Source organism: Bartonella sp. W8167 (assembly GCF_016100335.1).
GTDB classification, from domain to species: Bacteria; Pseudomonadota; Alphaproteobacteria; order Rhizobiales; family Rhizobiaceae; genus Bartonella; species Bartonella apis.
In genome coordinates this window covers 407,832-420,875 of the sequence record NZ_JACFSQ010000002.1, presented here as the reverse complement: position 1 = coordinate 420,875, position 13,044 = coordinate 407,832, and the positions used below count along the sequence as shown (strand labels likewise).

The 13,044-nt window shown below is 46.1% G+C and carries 9 protein-coding genes; 5 read left to right on the top strand and 4 right to left on the bottom strand.

The genetic code is table 11. The annotated features are described in order from the left end of the window. Position 1 precedes the first annotated feature (1 nt). Entirely contained in the window at positions 2–2,008 is a 2,007-nt protein-coding gene (locus H3V12_RS08480) for an acetyl/propionyl/methylcrotonyl-CoA carboxylase subunit alpha (protein ID WP_198214318.1), read from the bottom strand. 8 nt (positions 2,009–2,016) lie between these two features. Further along, positions 2,017–3,549, bottom strand: coding sequence for an acyl-CoA carboxylase subunit beta (locus tag H3V12_RS08475; RefSeq protein WP_198214317.1), 1,533 nt, complete (start codon positions 3,547–3,549; stop codon positions 2,017–2,019). Positions 3,550–3,831: 282 nt separating this feature from the next. Here H3V12_RS08475 and H3V12_RS08470 point away from each other — a divergent pair, with 282 nt between their 5' ends. Continuing rightward, positions 3,832–5,250 carry a helix-turn-helix transcriptional regulator gene (locus tag H3V12_RS08470; protein ID WP_198214316.1) on the top strand — a complete coding sequence of 473 codons (1,419 nt, stop codon included), beginning with the start codon at positions 3,832–3,834 and terminating at the stop codon, positions 5,248–5,250. 547 nt (positions 5,251–5,797) lie between these two features. Here the strand turns inward: H3V12_RS08470 and H3V12_RS08465 are convergent. Then, entirely contained in the window at positions 5,798–6,787 is a 990-nt protein-coding gene (locus H3V12_RS08465) for an aldo/keto reductase (protein WP_198214315.1), read from the bottom strand. Between the two features lie 130 nt (positions 6,788–6,917). On the opposite strand from H3V12_RS08465, the gene H3V12_RS08460 reads away from it, so the two are divergent. Next, on the top strand, positions 6,918–7,808 hold the full coding sequence (locus H3V12_RS08460; RefSeq protein ID WP_198214314.1) for a LysR family transcriptional regulator: 891 nt from the start codon (positions 6,918–6,920) through the stop codon (positions 7,806–7,808). A 422-nt stretch (positions 7,809–8,230) separates the two neighbouring features. Here H3V12_RS08460 and H3V12_RS08455 read toward each other — a convergent pair whose 3' ends face one another. Next, positions 8,231–10,141, bottom strand: a complete 1,911-nt coding sequence (locus tag H3V12_RS08455) for an AMP-binding protein (protein ID WP_198214313.1) — start codon at positions 10,139–10,141, stop codon at positions 8,231–8,233. 203 nt (positions 10,142–10,344) lie between these two features. Between H3V12_RS08455 and argB the strand changes: the two genes are divergently transcribed. The 3 genes from argB to H3V12_RS08440 are packed head-to-tail and all read left to right on the top strand — an operon-like array spanning position 10,345 to position 12,830. Then, positions 10,345–11,250 (top strand): acetylglutamate kinase, encoded by a 906-nt coding sequence (argB, locus tag H3V12_RS08450; RefSeq protein WP_075869546.1) that lies wholly within the window; start codon positions 10,345–10,347, stop codon positions 11,248–11,250. Further along, positions 11,247–11,933, top strand: a complete 687-nt coding sequence (locus H3V12_RS08445; RefSeq protein ID WP_198214312.1) for a pyrimidine 5'-nucleotidase — start codon at positions 11,247–11,249, stop codon at positions 11,931–11,933. Before argB ends, H3V12_RS08445 begins: the two co-directional genes overlap by 4 nt. Then, entirely contained in the window at positions 11,934–12,830 is an 897-nt protein-coding gene (locus tag H3V12_RS08440) for a DMT family transporter (protein WP_198214311.1), read from the top strand. It begins immediately after the preceding gene. Positions 12,831–13,044 lie beyond the last annotated feature (214 nt).

Here is a 13,044-nt window from a genome sequence, read left to right as displayed (position 1 = left end):
TCTATTCGAACTCCATGATGGTTTCGTCAACACCGAGACTTTGTCCGACTTTCACCGAAATCTCGCCAATTTTGCTTTTCTTTTCCGACCTCAGCATATTTTCCATTTTCATCGCTTCAACGATCGCAAGAGGTTGGCCGATTTCGACTTCATCGCCTTTTTTGACAAAAACCGCGGTAATGACGCCGGGCATCGGGCATAACAACATTTTGGATGTATCGGGGGGCAATTTTTTTGGCATGAGTGCTGAAAGGGCAGCAATATTGGGTTCCCTGACATGGGCAATTGCGTCAATGCCACCATGGCGCAACCTTATGGCTGTTCCTTTGACATCGACCTTCACAACCATGTTCGACAGGTCCGAAACAGAAAATTGGCAAATGGTCATGCCGGGTAGCCAATGGCTTTCAAGGGAAATCTGTTCCCCATCGGCAAATTCCAAGTTGGCTCCGGCTTTATCAACGTCAATAACCAAAGGAAAAGACTGGTCGAAAATCGACACCACCCATTGATTTTTTACAATACGCCGGTGGTTGTCGAGCGTGCCGGAAATCATCGACGCCCGTTCTTGCAATTTCCAATTGATAAATGCGGCAATAGCGGCAAAGGAACGTGCTTCATCCGGAGTTGGCAAAACGCCATGAAAGCCATCCGGAAATTCTTCCGCAATATAGGCGGTGGTTAATTTGCCTTCCTGAAAGCGTTTTTGCCGCATGACAGCCGAAAGAAATGGCAAATTGTTTCCGATGCCTTCAAGTTCGAAACTGTCCAAAGCTTCTTGCATGGTTTGAATTGCCGTTTGGCGATTTTTCCCCCATGTAATGAGTTTCGAAATCATCGGGTCATAATAGATCGAGATTTCTCCCCCTTCATAAACGCCGCCATCGTTACGGATTCTCACTTCATCATTGTCACCGGTTGCAACAGGGGGATTATAACGGGTCAGTCTTCCGGTCGAGGGGAGGAAATTCCGATAAGGATCCTCGGCATAGAGCCGGCATTCCAACGCCCAGCCATTCCGTTTGACATCATTTTGAGAAAGCGGCAAAGCTTCACCGTCAGCAATACGGATCATCAGTTCGACAAGATCAAGTCCGGTAATCATTTCGGTAACCGGATGTTCAACCTGCAAGCGGGTGTTCATTTCCAGAAAATAGAAATTCCGTTTGCCATCAACAATAAATTCCACCGTACCGGCGGAGTGATAATTGACGGCACGGGCGAGCGCAACTGCTTGTTCTCCCATGGCTTTGCGGGTTTTTCCATCAAGGAAAGGTGAAGGAGCTTCTTCAATCACCTTCTGGTTGCGCCGCTGGATGGAACATTCTCTTTCATTGAGATAGATAATGTCACCATGCTTGTCGCCCATGATCTGGATTTCGATATGGCGCGGTTCACTCACAAATTTTTCGATAAAAATGCGGTCGTCTCCGAAGGATGATTTTGCTTCATTCTTCGACGCTTGAAATCCTTCTTTTGCTTCTTCGTCATTCCATGCGATGCGCATGCCTTTGCCACCGCCACCGGCAGAGGCTTTGATCATGACCGGATAGCCGATTTCACGCGCGATTTTTACAGCATGATCTGCGTTATCAATCAGCCCCATATGACCGGGAACAGTTGAAACGCCGGCTTCGGCGGCCAATTTTTTGGAAGTAATCTTGTCCCCCATAGCGCGCATGGCATTTGCCGGTGGCCCGATCAATATAATCCCTTCCTGTTCCAGACGATCGGCAAAAGCAGGATTTTCCGACAAAAAGCCGTAGCCCGGATGGACCGCATCGGCATTGCTCTGTTTGACTGCAGCAACGATTTTTTCGATGTCGAGATAGGATTGGGATGAAGGCGAGGCGCCAATATGGATAGCCTCATCGGCTTGGCGTACATGAAGAGCATTGGCATCGGCATCCGAATAGACAGCAACCGTTTTGATGCCCATTTGTTTTGCTGTACGAATAACGCGACAAGCGATTTCGCCACGATTGGCAATCAGAATTTTTTTAATCATTTGAAGCCTCAGAGCGGGATAGTGTCATGTTTGCGATCACGATTTTCGACTTTTTTATTGCGAAGGGCGGCAAATGCCCGCGCCACTCTTTTGCGAGTGGAATGAGGCATGATCACTTCGTCAATAAAACCACGCTCGGCAGCAATAAAAGGATTGGCAAAACGTTTTTCATATTCTTGCGTCAGGCGGGCAATCTCTTCTTTGTCATCAAGATGCGACCGGTGGAGAATTTCAGTGGCCCCTTTTGCTCCCATGACGGCAATTTCTGCCGTTGGCCATGCATAGTTGATATCGGCGCCAATGTGTTTTGATGCCATCACATCATAGGCGCCGCCATAGGCTTTCCGGGTAATGACCGTCACCATCGGAACCGTTGCCTCGCTATAGGCGAAGAGCAATTTCGAGCCGTGAATAATAACGCCGTTATATTCCTGCGAAGTACCGGGCAGGAATCCGGGAACATCGACGAGTGTCAGGATAGGAATATTGAAAGCGTCACAAAAGCGTACAAAGCGAGCGCCTTTGCGGGCAGTGTCAATATCAAGACACCCTGCAAGCACCATTGGCTGGTTTGCAACGACGCCGACGGTGCGTCCTTCAATGCGGATAAAGCCGGTTATCAGATTTTTTGCAAAATTCTCTTTGATCTCGAAAAACGAGCCCTCATCTGCAACACTCAAGATAAGCTCTTTCATGTCATATGGCTTTGTGGATGAATCCGGAATGAGCGTATCAAGCTTCATATCGAGCCGTTCGGTATCATCGTAAAAAGGCCGCACTGGCGGCTTTTCTTTACTGTTCAACGGCAGATAGTCGAAAAGCAGCCGGATATTTTCCAATGCTTCGATATCATTTTCAAAAGCGCCGTCAGCGACAGAAGACTTTTTGGTGTGTGTTGTTGCTCCACCCAATTCTTCGGCAGTCACAATTTCATTGGTGACAGTTTTTACAACATCGGGACCGGTGACAAACATATAGGATGAGTCACGCACCATAAAAATAAAATCGGTCATTGCCGGTGAATAGACGGCGCCACCGGCACAAGGTCCCATGATAACGGAAATTTGTGGTATCACGCCTGAAGCTTCGACATTGCGACGGAAAACTTCGGCATAACCGGCAAGCGAGGCAACCCCTTCCTGAATGCGGGCACCACCGGAATCATTAAGGCCGATAATCGGTGCACCATTGCGCGCGGCCATATCCATGATTTTGCAAATTTTTTGTGCATGCGTTTCAGAGAGCGAACCGCCAAGAACGGTAAAATCCTGAGAAAAAACGTAAACCTGTCGGCCGTTGATTGTTCCCCAGCCTGTGACCACGCCGTCGCCGGCGTATTTTTGTTCGTCCATGCCGAAGTCGGTACAACGGTGGTTGACGAACATGTCGTATTCTTCAAAGGAACCGGCATCGAGAAGAACTTCTATGCGTTCGCGCGCTGTGAGTTTGCCTTTTTTATGTTGAGCGTCTATGCGGCGCTCCCCACCGCCAAGACGGGCACTCTGGCGCCGTTCTTCCAATTGTTGCAAAGTTGCAAGCATTGTTCCTCCCTCGGTCTTCAAGAACCGCTAAAACGCATCCTCTTACATTTCTGGATGATGCTATTGTGCGAGGAACAGATATCGGTTCAAAAAAAAAGAAAAGGCGCGTTTTCTCCAACCGCAGCCTTTTCTTTTCCTCCCACATGTATCCGATCGATAAAGGCGAAGCCTTTTTCCTCCACGATTCGAAGCTATCACAGCCAAAAAAATAATAAAGCTTGATCGTGTGCGAATGCATAAGTTATAAAAATGCAAATTGTAAATTGCGAAATTGTGAAAAAAATGGCTATCGGAAAACTCTATATCGGGCGGAAAGTGCGCAAATTGCGTGAAGACCAGCAATTGACGCAAGCCCATTTTGCCGAGCGTATCGGCATTTCTACCTCTTATCTCAATCAGATTGAAAATAACCAGCGGCCCGTCTCGGCTGCTGTTCTCCTATCTTTGGCTGAAAAATTCCACATTGATATTTCCAGTCTTTCTTCCGGAGAGGATGACCGTCTGCTCTCTGCTTTGAGTGAAACTCTGAGCGATCCGTTATTTAAAAATAATCGGGCAGGCATGCAGGAATTACGGCTTATTACACAAAATGCGCCGGGTCTTGCGCGTGCACTTATTACTTGTCATCAGGCCTATCGACTGGCTTCTGAACAATTGGCAAGTACAGATGGCCGGTTGCAGGCAAGCGGCCTCACGGAAGTTTTACCATATGAAGAGGTGCGGGACTTTTTCCATTTTGTCGATAATTATATCGATGATCTCGACCGCAGTGCCGAACGACTCGCCGCCGAGATAGGTATCGGTGAGAGTGACAATCATTCCGCTATTATCCAGCGACTTGAAGAACGCCATCAGGTTCTTATACGCTGGGGCACAGACGATAATGGCATGGTTCGCCAATTTGATCCCAAGAGCCGCGTTTTGACGCTAAATCCCTATGTTGCGCCACAGCAACGCACGTTCCAGCTGGCAGTCCAGCTTGCACAGTTCGAAGCAGATCCACTTTGCGACGAAATTATCAAAAAAGCCTCTTTCAAATCGGAAGAAGCCAACGAGATTTGCCGCATCGGGCTTTACAACTATTTCGCCGGTGCACTGGTTTTGCCCTATAAACCTTTTCTGCGTACCGCCAATCTGTTGCGTCATGATATCGAACTGCTTGCGGCCCGTTTCAGCGTGTCATTGGAACAGGTTTGCCACCGGCTTTCGACTTTGCAGCGCCCGGGTGAAAAAGGGGTACCGATTTTCTTCGCCCGCATTGACCGCGCAGGCAATATAACCAAACGGCACAGCGCCGTGAAATTGCAATTTGGCCGCTATGGTGCGGCTTGTCCCGTCTGGAACGCCCATCAGGCCTTTGAAACCCCCGGAAATATTATAAGGCAACTTGCCGAAACGCCGGATGGCGTGCGTTATCTTTGTCTGGCCGTACAGGTGGTAAAACGGAACGGTGGCTACCACAGCCCCCATCCCCATTATGCTCTGGCTTTCGGTTGCGAAATATCGAATGCTTCGCAATTTGTTTATGCCGATGGTCTCAACCTCGAGAATAACGCCGCTTACGAGCCGATCGGTATTTCATGCCGGATTTGTTCGCGGACGGCTTGCCCAAGTCGGGCTGCTCCACCTCTCAAACATAAACTGTCGGTCAATTATAATGAGCGCGATGTGTTGCCTTATACATTGGAACAAATCGGCTAAACTCGAAGTCAATATATTGATGCTCCGGAAAGGTTCAGCTTAAAAAAGCGGAAACTGCTGAATCTTTTTTGATAGCGTTGGTCGTTCCAGAAAAATTGTTTTGAAAAGATTAAAAATCCGGACGGCTTAAATGAAGTTTTCGAGGTCGCCCATCATTAGAAATGCACGCTAAATAAGCCAGGCGTTCGTTCACTTTTTGATCAATATGGATGACGGTTGCGGCAATAACCTTGATCAATGAAAAGATTATAAGGAAGAGATATATCTCCTCTCATATTGTTAACCTATGTTATGCGCAAGACATTTCTTTTTTAGCACCACATTTTGCTTTTCCCGTTTTTAAAAAACGTGGAAACGGGTGCTGCTCATTTACATTTTTTATGAACAGCATAGTGGACCAATGAAACCGGTCTTCAAATTGATAAAGCGAGAGTGTGAATACCATAATTTGAATGGTCATTCACACCCTCGATCATTTTCTATTCAGTCGTCTACCGATGAAATTTTAAAAAGCCCGCTTAACCGGCTTTTAAAAACCGAAAATTGATTATTTATCAACCAGTTTCAACCGGCTGTCATCATAACGTTTTCCGGCAACTTTATCGGGGCTGACAATATTTTCGAGCCGGTTGCAATCATCTTTTGTAAGATGAATTTCTGTGGCAGCGACATTGTCTTCCAGATGGCGGATTTTTCTTGCCCCCGGTATCGGCACGATAAAATCACCACGGCTTAGAACCCATGCCAATGCAAGCTGGGCAACAGTGGCATTTTTCTTTTTTGCCATTTTTTCCATTTCGGTAATGATTTGCCGATTTTTTTCAAAAGCTTCGTCCTGAAAACGCGGTAGCAGGCGGCGAAAATCGTTGGCCCCCAAGCTTTTGGTTGTAAAACCGCTAGCAAAGAAACCGCGTCCTAAAGGACTATATGGAACAAAGCCGATTCCGAGCTCATGGCATGTTGCCAAAATTTCTTTTTCGGGATCACGCGTCCAGAGCGAGTATTCACTTTGCAGTGCACTGATCGGATGAACCTTGTAAGCGCGTCTTATTGTTTCGCTGTTTGCTTCCGAAAGGCCAAGCGCGCGCACTTTGCCTTCTTTAACAAGATCGGCCATAGCACCGACTGTTTCTTCAATCGGAACATTCGGATCAACCCGATGCTGATAGAGAAGATCAATTACATCAATGCCCAAACGTTTAAGAGAGGCTTCAGCAACTTCACGCACATGTTCCGGCCGTCCATCAACGCCGGTGGCATCAATGTGACCATCAGGTTGCTTTTCGAGTTTAAAACCGAATTTTGTGGCAATGACCACTTTATCGCGAAATGGTTTCAGTGCTTTGCCGACAAGAATTTCATTGTTGAAAGGGCCATACATTTCAGCCGTATCAAAAAGGGTAACACCTAGTTCGACTGCGCGATGCAATGTTTTGATCGCCGATTGTTCGTCATCGCCGCCATAAGCATGTGTAAAGCCCATGCATCCAAGTCCGATTTCCGAGACACTCAATACACCGAGTTTGCGTTTCTTCATCCTTCAATTCCTCTTTATTTTGTATGTTTGCCTTTTTTTAAAACTCTAGAGGAATATTTATTGTTTGTTTATACTATTTAATTCGCTAATTATGATCTAAAAATTAGAACAATAAAGGGGCGCGGAATTTATGGATAGGCAACAACTCTCCCATTTGCTCATATTTGAGACAGTGGTGGAAGAAGGCAGTTTCCGGACAGCGGCTAAAAGACTGAATATTGCGCCGTCAGCGGTATCTTACGCAGTTGGAAAACTGGAAGAAAGTCTGGGTGTCCAGCTTTTCAACCGTACAACGCGCAGTCTTGGTTTGAGCGAAGCAGGCAAAGTTCTTATGCACGAAACCGCTTCTGCTCTAAGAGTGATCGAGGATGGCTTTAATGCCGCAAAAGCAACCCATAACAAGATATCGGGTTTGTTGCGCATAAATACCGGCTATTCGGCAGCCAAGTTTGTCATCGCGCCTTATTTGGGGGCGTTCAGCGAAGCTTATCCGGATATTACACTTGATCTCGTCATCGACAATCGTTTCGTTGATATTGTCAAATCGGGTTATGATGCCGGCATCCGTATCCATGAACAAGTCGAAAAGGATATGATAGCGGCAAAAATAGGTGGAGATTTGCGAAGTGTTCTTGTGGCAACGCCAAAATATTTCGAAACGCAACCGGCTCCACGTCATCCTACCGAGTTAAAAAACCATAAAGCGATTTTATACCGGTTTAACGAAAAGCGGACTTATGTTTGGGAATTTGAAAAGGGGCGGAAAAAATATACAGTCACGCCACCGGAACAACTTATCCTCAACAACCACCAATTGGTGGTTGATGCGGTACTTCAGAATGCCGGACTTGCCTATGTTTTCGAAAATTACGTGAAGGACGCAATCAAGGAAGGTAAGCTTATCAAAGTGATGGAAGATTGGACGCCGTCTTTTCCAGGATTTTATATCTATTACCCGCAACAAAAAATGCGGGCGGCACTGCGTGCTTTTATCGATTTTTTTATCGCACATAATCGTTGAACCGGCATGTCATAAAAGTCTGAACGATTAAAAAATTTGCGTGTTTTAACCGTTCTTATGACAATCTTCAGTGGTGATTTAAAAATCATGGGCAACAGTTTTGATTGCAACATGACGTTCACCAGAACATCAGAAAATTTGCTCTATCAAAATTTTTTCGGTCAAATGTCGATATTTGCCGATCATTTATAATCGGAATTTGTCTTAACTCATGACGATAAGGGATTGAAATGGCAAACCGCCCATCGGTTTTGTTCAATCGAAGTGAGCGTATCTAAAAACTTTTTACACAAATTCCATTCCGGAATTCCTGATAAAATCTAACTCGTGTTTGCCGTTCAAAGACGTTAAAGAGAAGGTAACCGTTGGGACTACCTTCTCTTTTTTCATTTAATGAAGCCCGTATAATTGACGTTTTGTCGTCAAAAATGGCGGGTTTTTACCATCTCCTGAATCTCCACAAGCGTTGAAGGATCTTCAATTGTACTTGGCGTTGACCATTTTTCACCATCAACAATTTGTCGTATGACAGCGCGCAGGATTTTACCCGAACGGGTTTTTGGCAATTTGCGTACTGTCATAACGAGTTTGAATGCCGCAACCGGCCCGATAATCTCGCGGATGCGGGCAATGCATTCCTTTTCAATGATGGCGTCTTCCCGTTCGACATTATGTTTGAGGACAATAAAACCGCAGGGAACCTGCCCTTTCAGATTGTCTTTAATGCCGATAACCGCACATTCGGCAATATCCTGATGTCCTGCCAGTGCTTCTTCCATACCGCCGGTAGAAAGTCTGTGACCGGCGACATTGATAATATCATCGGTGCGGCTCATGACAAACACATAACCATCTTCATCGACATAGCCTGCATCCGAAGAATTGTAATAACCGGGGAAGCGTTCAAGATAGGTTTTTTTGAATTGTTCGTCGGAATTCCATAAAGTCGGCAAGCAACCGGGCGGGAGAGGAAGACGAAATGCCAAATTGCCGAATGTACCTGGCGCGACCTTGTTGCCGTCATCATCAAGAACGTCGATGATAAAGCCGGGCATCGGGAGAGTCGGGGAACCGGGTTTAATGGGCAAAAGACCCAATCCTAACGGATTGGCTGCAATCGGCCAGCCGGTTTCGGTTTGCCACCAATTGTCGATAACCGGTACATGAAAAAGGTTGGTTACCCATTGCAAAGTATCCGGATCCGCCCGTTCTCCGGCAACAAACATGGCTTGCAAATTGGATAATTTATAAGGTTTTGCATAATTGCCGTCGGGGTCTTCGCGTTTGATCGAACGAAATGCGGTCGGAGCAGAAAAAAACGAGCGTACATTATAGTCTTCACATATACGCCAAAATGTCCCCGGATCCGGCGTGCCGATCGGTTTTCCTTCAAAAAGTACGGTTGTTGCACCGACGATGAGCGGCGCATAAAGGATATAGGAATGCCCCACCACCCAGCCGACATCGGAGGCAGTAAACATAACCTCGCCGGCCTTGACGTTGAATACAGCCCCCATTGTCCACGCCAGTGCTACAATATAACCGCCAATGTCGCGCATAACCCCCTTTGGTTTTCCGGTCGTCCCTGAGGTATAAAGGATATAAAGCGGGTCGGTGGCGGAAAGCTCTGCACACGGGATTTTGCGCCCGATATTTTCCTTGAGTATTTTGGCGTAATCAAAATCACGCCCCTCTTTTAAAGTAAAAAGTCCCTCGGGGGCTTTTTGGGTAATCGGCCGTTCGTGAACAATGCAATGTTCCACCTCGTGCTTTGCAATTTTTATAGCCTGATTGACCATAGCCTGGTAAGGAACAATGCGGTTCGGCTCGATACCACAAGAGGCAGCAATGATAAGTTTCGGCTTGCAATCATCAATGCGGATGGCAAGTTCCTTTGCAGAAAATCCCCCAAAAACGATTGAATGCACGGCTCCGATGCGTGCACAGGCAAAAACCGAAGTAAATACCTGCGGAATCATTGGCATATAAATGAGAACGCGGTCACCTTTTTTTATGCCGATATCCTGCATAAAGGCGGCAAGAGCCTGCACTTCTTCATAAAGTTCCTGATAGGTAATCGCTCTTTTACCATTGCTTACCGGACTATCATAATAGATAGCCACTTGCGCACCACGTCCCGCTTTGACGTGGCGGTCAACAGCATTGTAGCAAGCGTTCGTCTTTCCGCCCGTAAACCAGCGCCCATAAACTCCGGCATTTTTATCAAACACCTTGTCATACGGTTCAAACCAGTCGATCAGACGGGCAGCTTCACCCCAGAATTCTTCAGGATGCTTTAAACACTTATCATAAATCTGTTTGTAAGACGACATTATGCAACCCTCCCAGTTTGCAAATTCCTCCGCCGCAAAATCTAGCGGGTAAAAAATTCTTGTCTAGTGCTAAATTGTATCAATAGAAAAATATCTCGGATCGCGATAACTTTATCTTGTGTATTAACAGTTTTAGGCAATAAGATTTCCTGTTATTAAAAGGCAGTATCGATCCTGCAGTACTTCCGAGGAGGGCAATTTTAATGGATGAACCGACAACCAATGCTGCCGAAGTTGCCGAAAGACAGGCTGCGCTGCTTTCTGCAGCTTTGCCCTATATGCAAAAATATGAAAACAAAACGGTTGTGGTGAAATATGGCGGCCATGCCATGGGAGATCCTGAACTCGGACATGCCTTTGCGCGTGATATTGCCCTTCTCAAACAATCCGGCATCAATCCGATTGTCGTTCATGGCGGTGGGCCGCAAATTGCAAAGCTTCTTTCGAAAATGGGGATTGAATCGAAGTTCGAAGGCGGACTTCGTGTAACAGATTCAAAAACTGTCGAAGTTGTCGAAATGGTTCTGGCCGGTTCGATCAACAAGGAAATTGTTGCAATGATCAATGCCGAAGGCGAATGGGCAATCGGTCTTTGCGGCAAGGATGGCAATATGGTTTTTGCCGAAAAAGCCCGAAAAAAAATTATCGATCCCGATTCCAATATCGAGCGCATTCTCGACTTGGGATATGTTGGCGAACCGGTCGAGGTTGACCGTACACTTCTTGATTTGCTTGCCCGGTCGGAAATGATACCGGTCATCGCGCCCGTTGCACCGGGAAGGGACGGCAATACTTATAACATCAATGCCGATGTTTTTGCCGGTGCTATTGCCGGTGCTCTTAAAGCTAAACGCTTACTATTTTTGACAGATGTGCCCGGTGTCCTTGATAACGCCGGCAAACTCTATAAAGAGCTGACAGTCAAGCAATGTGAAGACCTTATTCAAGACGGGACTATATCCGGTGGTATGATACCCAAGGTCGAAACTTGTATTCAGGCAATCAATCGCGGTGTCGAAGGCGTTGTCATTCTGAATGGTAAAACTGCCCATTCGGTGTTGCTTGAACTTTTCACTGAACACGGTGCAGGTACGTTGATTGTGCCATGATGAACGAAGAAATTTTGTCCAGGCTCGAAGCCGTCAATGTTTGGGTATTCGATCTTGATGATACACTTTATCCGAGAGAAAGCGGGCTTTGGGCGCAGATTGACAAACGTATCAGCGCCTATGTCAAAAAACAGCTCGAACTTGACGATGATGAAGAGGTCAAACGTTTTCGGCAATATTTCCGCAAAAATTACGGCGGCGCTTTACGTGGTTTGATCGAAGAATATTTCGTCGATGTTAAAGATTATCTGCAAGATGTTCATAATATTGATTATTCGCCATTAAAAAAAGATCCGCAGCTTGCCGAAGATATTAAAAGCTTGCCCGGCCGCAAATTCATTTTCACAAACGGCGACCGTGCTCACGCTGGCCGTGTCTTGGCACATCGTGGATTGGAAAACTGTTTTGATGGCATTTATGATGTCACATTCACCGATTTTTTGCCCAAGCCTTACCGGCAAGCCTATCACAGATTTTTAGGACATTTTTCAATCGATCCGGAAAAAACGGCAATGTTTGAAGATAATCTTGCCAATCTTTCAACCTGCAAGGAACTTGGCATGACCACGATATTGGTTGGTCACAAAGAGGATAAAGAAATTCCGACTTTCGTTGATATTGAAGCACCGGAACTTGAAAGTTTTCTCCATAATCTTGTAGGGCGCCTGAACGGGGCAGGCTGAATGGAAGAAGAGAAAGAAAAAGCGTTCTTTGTCTTGACGAGACAAGAATTCGCTTTGATCGGCATAACTTTTCTATGGGGTACAACCTTTCTTATCGTGCATCTGGCGATACGTTCATCCGGACCATTCTTCTTTGTCGGGTTCCGCTTCATTCTTGCCGGTATTTTTGCGGGCGTTATTTTTCGGAAAAGTCTCAAAAATCTTGGAATTCATGATATTTTCGCCGGTGCAGTCATCGGCATTCCGATATTTTTCGGCTATAGTTTACAAACTGCCGGATTGAAGACGATTGCAAGCAGCCAATCGGCTTTTATTACGGCTGTTTATGTCCCACTTGTACCGCTCTTGCAGTGGATAGTTTTACGTAAAAAACCACGTTTGACGAGTTTTATCGGTATAAGCTTTGCGTTTATCGGTTTACTTCTGGTTTCAGGGCAAGGAATTCATGCAATAGATTTTTCAAAGGGCGAAATTCTCACACTTTTATCGGCTTTTGCAATTGCCTCGGAAATTGTCTTTATCAGCTTTTTTGCCGGTCGGGTTGATAGCCGGCGTGTTACTGTTGTTCAGCTTTTTGTCGCCGGTTTCCTTTCCTTTGCTGCAATGCCGTTTAACGGCGAAACCGTTCCGGCATTTTCTTGGGGGTGGGCGTCGGCAGGATTCGGTTTGGCTGCAATGAGTGCTCTCATCCAGCTTACAATGAATTGGGCGCAACGATCGGTTTCACCAACGCGCGCAACAATCATCTATACCGGTGAACCGGTATGGGCAGGCCTCGTCGGCTGGATTGCCGGCGAACGCCTGCCACATCTTGCAATTCTCGGGGCATTTTGCATCATTGTCGGCATTCTCGTTTCAGAATTGAAGCCGAAAAGGCGGGCAATGGCGCAAGAATGATAAAAAGCTTGCTGGAAAAACAAAAAATTCCTTTTTAAGAAAATAGACGTAGACGATTTAAAGAAAGCGGCTCACTTGAAAAGTCATGACTTTTTATAAAAAACCGGAAACTGCACTATTTCCGGTTTGTGTCGTTGTTTAAAGAAGTTTTCTCAAAACGAAAAAAATAATCGGAATTTCAGGTAAAAATCGGGCAATGTTTATGCGCTCGTCT

Bases quoted from the DNA above. Each gene is read 5' to 3' on its own strand.
- H3V12_RS08440 (WP_198214311.1), top strand. From the start codon at position 11,934: ATGGAAGAAGAGAAAGAAAAAGCGTTCTTTGTCTTGACGAGACAAGAA.
- H3V12_RS08460 (WP_198214314.1), top strand. From the start codon at position 6,918: ATGGATAGGCAACAACTCTCCCATTTGCTCATATTTGAGACAGTGGTG.
- H3V12_RS08470 (WP_198214316.1), top strand. From the start codon at position 3,832: ATGGCTATCGGAAAACTCTATATCGGGCGGAAAGTGCGCAAATTGCGT.
- H3V12_RS08445 (WP_198214312.1), top strand. From the start codon at position 11,247: ATGATGAACGAAGAAATTTTGTCCAGGCTCGAAGCCGTCAATGTTTGG.
- H3V12_RS08480 (WP_198214318.1), bottom strand. From the start codon at position 2,008: ATGATTAAAAAAATTCTGATTGCCAATCGTGGCGAAATCGCTTGTCGC.
- H3V12_RS08475 (WP_198214317.1), bottom strand. From the start codon at position 3,549: ATGCTTGCAACTTTGCAACAATTGGAAGAACGGCGCCAGAGTGCCCGT.
- H3V12_RS08455 (WP_198214313.1), bottom strand. From the start codon at position 10,141: ATGTCGTCTTACAAACAGATTTATGATAAGTGTTTAAAGCATCCTGAA.
- argB (WP_075869546.1), top strand. From the start codon at position 10,345: ATGGATGAACCGACAACCAATGCTGCCGAAGTTGCCGAAAGACAGGCT.
- H3V12_RS08465 (WP_198214315.1), bottom strand. From the start codon at position 6,787: ATGAAGAAACGCAAACTCGGTGTATTGAGTGTCTCGGAAATCGGACTT.